Source organism: Mesorhizobium sp. M7A.F.Ca.CA.003.01.2.1 (genome assembly GCF_003998945.1).
Classification (GTDB): Bacteria; Pseudomonadota; Alphaproteobacteria; order Rhizobiales; family Rhizobiaceae; genus Mesorhizobium; species Mesorhizobium ciceri.
In genome coordinates, this window is record NZ_RZRA01000455.1 from 1 (window position 1) to 4,429 (window position 4,429).

General features: G+C 63.7%; 5 protein-coding genes, 2 tRNA genes and 1 pseudogene. 3 read left to right on the top strand and 5 right to left on the bottom strand.

Annotated features, from left to right (window positions below; genetic code table 11):
- Positions 1-246: RbsD/FucU domain-containing protein (locus EN969_RS18545; protein WP_281060016.1), on the top strand; the 246-nt coding region annotated here is incomplete at its 5' end.
- Positions 247-250: 4 nt separating this feature from the next.
- A complete protein-coding gene (gene rbsK, locus EN969_RS18550; RefSeq protein ID WP_063167793.1) occupies positions 251-1,180 on the top strand; it encodes a ribokinase in 930 nt (309 codons plus the stop codon).
- Between the two features lie 145 nt (positions 1,181-1,325).
- On the opposite strand, the gene EN969_RS18555 is transcribed toward rbsK, so the two are convergent.
- Positions 1,326-1,402: transfer RNA gene (locus EN969_RS18555), tRNA-Asp, on the bottom strand.
- 216 nt (positions 1,403-1,618) lie between these two features.
- On the opposite strand from EN969_RS18555, the gene EN969_RS18560 reads away from it, so the two are divergent.
- A tRNA-Val gene (locus EN969_RS18560) sits at positions 1,619-1,694 on the top strand.
- Here EN969_RS18560 and EN969_RS18565 read toward each other — a convergent pair.
- The 4 genes and pseudogenes from EN969_RS18565 to EN969_RS36750 all read right to left on the bottom strand — a co-directional run.
- Positions 1,682-2,365 (bottom strand): GNAT family N-acetyltransferase, encoded by a 684-nt coding sequence (locus EN969_RS18565; protein WP_063167794.1) that lies wholly within the window; start codon positions 2,363-2,365, stop codon positions 1,682-1,684. The genes EN969_RS18560 and EN969_RS18565 overlap by 13 nt on opposite strands.
- Positions 2,362-3,132, bottom strand: a complete 771-nt coding sequence (locus tag EN969_RS18570) for an SDR family NAD(P)-dependent oxidoreductase (RefSeq protein ID WP_063167795.1) — start codon at positions 3,130-3,132, stop codon at positions 2,362-2,364. The genes EN969_RS18565 and EN969_RS18570 overlap by 4 nt, the downstream gene beginning before the upstream one ends.
- 13 nt (positions 3,133-3,145) lie before the next feature.
- Positions 3,146-4,141 (bottom strand): ABC transporter permease, encoded by a 996-nt coding sequence (locus EN969_RS18575; protein ID WP_063167796.1) that lies wholly within the window; start codon positions 4,139-4,141, stop codon positions 3,146-3,148.
- A gap of 145 nt (positions 4,142-4,286) precedes the next feature.
- Positions 4,287-4,429, bottom strand: a pseudogene (locus tag EN969_RS36750) (sugar ABC transporter substrate-binding protein); the annotation flags it as partial.

Below are 4,429 nucleotides of genomic sequence, written 5' to 3' on the forward strand. Positions count from 1 at the left end.
TTCGTCGACGATTCGGCCGCGCGCATGGAAATCGTCGGCAAGCCGGACGAGATTCCTGCAGTGCAGAAGGAAGTGCAGAAGGAAGTCGATAAGGCCGAGGGCAAGTCGTGGCCGATGATCGCGGTCGAGCGCTACGCCTTCTACGAGCGCGCCAAACAAGCCTATTGTGTCATCCAGACCGGCGAACGCCGCTTCTATGGCTGCTTCGCCTTCCGCAAGGGCGTCGTGCCGCCGGATGCGGAGTAGCGGCATGGCTTCGGGCAAGCCGGTCGTCATATTGGGTGTGTTCGTCGCCGACACCGCCTACAGGGCGCAGCGGCAGCCGCGCATGGGCGAAACGATCCTCGGCACATCCTTCACGCTGGGTCCCGGCGGCAAGGGCTCGAACCAGGCGGTGGCCGCCGGCAAGCTCGGCGCCGACGTCACCTTCCTCACCCGCCTCGGCGTAGACCCCTTCGCCGACATGGCCAGGCAGACCTGGACGCAGGCGGGCGTCAAGGATGCCGTCATCGACACGCCGGAAAGCTACACCGGCGCGGCCTACATCTTCGTCGAGGAGACCACCGGCAACAACGCCATCATCGTCAGCCCCGGTGCTGCCATGCTGATCTCTCCAGCCGATATCGAAGCCAATGCCGCATTGATCAGCAATGCCGGCGTCTTTGTCACGCAGCTCGAACAGCCGATCGAAGCAGCCATGCGGGCGTTGGAGATCGCGCGTGGGGCAGGGGTGACGACGATCCTCAATCCGGCCCCTGCGGCAAAGCTTCCCGACCGCATCTACACGCTCTGCGACTACTTCACACCCAACGAGACCGAGACGGAGGAACTGACCGGGATGAAGGTGTCCTCGGTCGACGAGGCGCGAGCCGCTGCGGACAGTCTGCTCGAAAAGGGCGTCGGCACAGTCATCGTCACGCTCGGCGACAAGGGCGCGCTTTTGCACTCGAAAAATCGCTCCGACCATGTTCCAGCCGTCAGTGCCGGCCCGGTGGTCGAAACCACGGGGGCAGGCGATGCCTTCAATGGCGGGCTTGCGGCAGCACTTTCGAGGGGCGTGGAACCGCTGCAGGCGGTGCGCTTCGCTTGCGCCGTCGCCGGAATCTCGGTGACCCGGCCAGGGACTGCGCCATCCATGCCGACGCTGCAGGAGGTCGAGGCGCTGCTGGCGAGAGGATGATCTTGCGCGGCAAGACGTCTGCACGGGCCGAACGGACCTGAGTGACCTCAGGTCTCTTGGACCTCAGGTCTCTTGCAAGACAACATTTTTGACAATCAATGTCGACATTTCTCCAAAGCCAAGGGCTTGATACCCTTGAGAGAAATGGCGCGAGTGACGGGGCTCGAACCCGCGACCTCCGGCGTGACAGGCCGGCACTCTAACCAACTGAGCTACACCCGCGCATGGCGAACACGTGTCAGCCGTGTTCGTCGTTGGGGCGCTGGATAAGGGGTTCGCCACCGGGTGTCAAGCGCACCAAACCATCATAACAGCAAACAGGAGAAGGTTTTTTGACAGCCGGCGTTTTGTTGGCAAAACCGGCATCCAACCAGGGCGTCCTGCGCTCATTTGGCCTTGCGAAGCGGACCCTGACCGCTTAAAGGTCCGGCCCGGAGCGGGCGATTAGCTCAGTTGGTAGAGCGCTTCGTTTACACCGAAGATGTCGGCGGTTCGAGCCCGTCATCGCCCACCATTCACACGATCTCCGGTGCGCACGATCTCCGGTGCGGTTGTCAGCCGTTTGGCGACATAGATGCTGTGGTCCGGCAATCCCGGCTCCCGCAACACCGCGAATCCGATGGCCCTGTAGAAGCGCAGCGCGTTGTGATTGTCCGGCATCACTTCGAGGCAAAGCCCGCGTGAACCGAGCGCGGCGAGCCTTTGCTCGAGAAAAGCCATCGCCCGCCGGCCGATGCCTTTGCCACGCGCTTGCGACAAAAGGTCGATATGACCGTGCGAAGGGTAGGCAGCCAGGGCCGGCGGAATGGTGAAGTCGCGATGATGGATCTGGTGGCGAGCCCAGTCGCTGCCGCTCCAGCGTGCGCGGTCGGGTCCGGGATCGGTCACCTGCGCGCGAAGGCGCGGATACCACTTTGCTGCCAGGCCTGCATTGAAAGCCTTTGTGTCTTTTGCACCCAGCAGATAGCCCGCGGCGCCCGTTGGCCCATCGACGATGAAAGCGAGGTCGGGCTCCAGCACCTGGTAGGGGATGGTGTAGATCTGGCCCAACAGATCCGGAGCGTCTTCGCGACCGGTTGCATCCTGGCCGGCATCACCGGTCTTGAGGCAGATCATGGCAAGTGCTGGATGGTCGGCCTCGGTCGCCTGGCGCAGGAAGAAGCCATCGCCGAAATCGATGATCATGGCGGAACGAGCCGGAAATCGCTGCCTTCGGGCAGCAACTGGCCACCATCGACGACGATGGTCGTGCCGGTGATGTAACTGGCATCGTCCGAGGCGAGGAACAGGAAGGCATTGGCGACGTCGCGCGGGCTGCCGAGGCGGCCAAGCGGGATGGAATCCTCCATGTTCTTGATGAACGCCTCGCCGCGATGCAGCTCGATCGCTTCGGTCAGGATGTTGCCGGGCTCGACGCCGTTGACGGTGATGCCGTAGCCGGAGAATTCCAGTGCCGCGGCGCGGATGAAGCCGTTGATGCCGGCCTTGCTGGCCGAATAGTGGCCATGGCCCGGGCTGGTGACATGCGGACCGGTGATGGAGGAGGTGTAGAGCATGCGGCCGAAGCGTTGCGCCTTCATCGGCACCAGGGCCGCGCGGCTGGCATTGAAGGTGCCGCGCAGATTGACCGCCATGACGCGGTCCCAGTCGTCGGCGCTGGTGTTCTCGATCAGCTGCCAGGGATAGATGCCCGCATTCTGCACGATGATGTCGAGACGGCCATGCTGCTTCAGCGCCAGCGCCACGGCGGCCTTGGCGTCGCTCATTTGCGAGATGTCGGTGCGGATGAAGGGGACGCCCAACTCGCCAGCGGTCGCTTGCCCGGCCTCGACTTCGGTGTCGGCGAGCACCAGCCGCGCCCCCTCTTCGGCAAAGCGGAGCGCAATGCCCTTGCCGATGCCGCGGGCGGCGCCGACGATGAGCGCCACCTTGTCTTTTAGCCGTCCTGTCATGCGAGCCGTCCTGTCATGCGAGTCTTTGGCGAATGGTTTGCTTGAAGGCGTCGAGCAGCACCGCGGCCAGCACCAGCAGGCCATGAATCACCTGGGTGAAATTGGCCGGCAGGCCCATCAAATTGATCGCCGTGTTGATGGCCGAGAGCAAAAGCACGCCGGCATAGACGCCGGGGAGGGTGCCGACGCCGCCTTTGAGGCTGACGCCGCCGATGACGACCGCGGCGAAGGCGTTGAACAGCAAGCCGACGCCGAGATTGGCGGTGGCGCCCGACGTGCGGATCGCCAGCAGCCAGCCAGCCAGGCCGGCGATGGCGCCGGCGAGCACGAAGGCGATGATGAGATTGCGGTTCACCCGGATGCCGGCGCGGAAGGTCGCCGTCTCGTTGCCGCCGATCATCACCAGATGCCGGCCGAGCGGCGTCTTGGCCATGATCAGCGAAAAGACCACGAAACAGCCAACCGCGATCCAGGCGGTGAGCGGCAGGCCGACAAGGCGCTGGATGCCGAACCAGCGGATGGCCGGCGCCAGGTCCTGCGCCGAGCGGCCGCCCGACACGACCAACACGAGGCCGCGCACCCAGATGTAGGACGCCAGCGTGATGATGAAGGCGCTCATCTTCACCTTGACCACCAGATAGCCGTTGAAGGCGCCGATGAGACCCCCGACTGCCAGCGCCAGCAGCAGCGAAACCGGAACCATCAGCCACTCGGGATGCAGCTGCACGCCCATGCCGATGCCCGACGAGCAAAACAGGATGCCGACCGCCATGGCGCTGAGCGCTGCGACGGATTCGACCGACAGATCCATGTGACCGGCGATGATCACCAGCGCCAGGCCGATCGACATGACGCCGAGCACGCTCGAAGCCTCGATGATATTGGCGAAGATGCCGAGCTGAAAGTAGTTCGGGACGAAGATGGAGAAGACCACCAGCACGAACAGCAGCATGAACCAGACGAGGTTGTCGAGTACGAACTCCAGGGCTTTGCGTGTGCGCGGGTTCATGGGTTGATCCGGTTGGCGCCCCCGCGAAATCAACTCGATTTCGTCGGGTTCAGGCGCGGATTCAAATTCGCCACGGCATCCTTTCGGACGCGGCGGTGTGAAAGGCAGGCTCCGGGCCGCTACGGCCCGGAGCGCTTTCAGATGACTATTCGACCGACTTGACGGTGTCCGTCGGCGGCTTCTGGTTGCCCCAGAAGGCCGGATTATCGACGTTTTCCTTGGTGATCGCTGCACCGGGGATCTTGATGTTCGGACCCCAGGCTTCCTTGGTCACGGTCGATTTCAGGC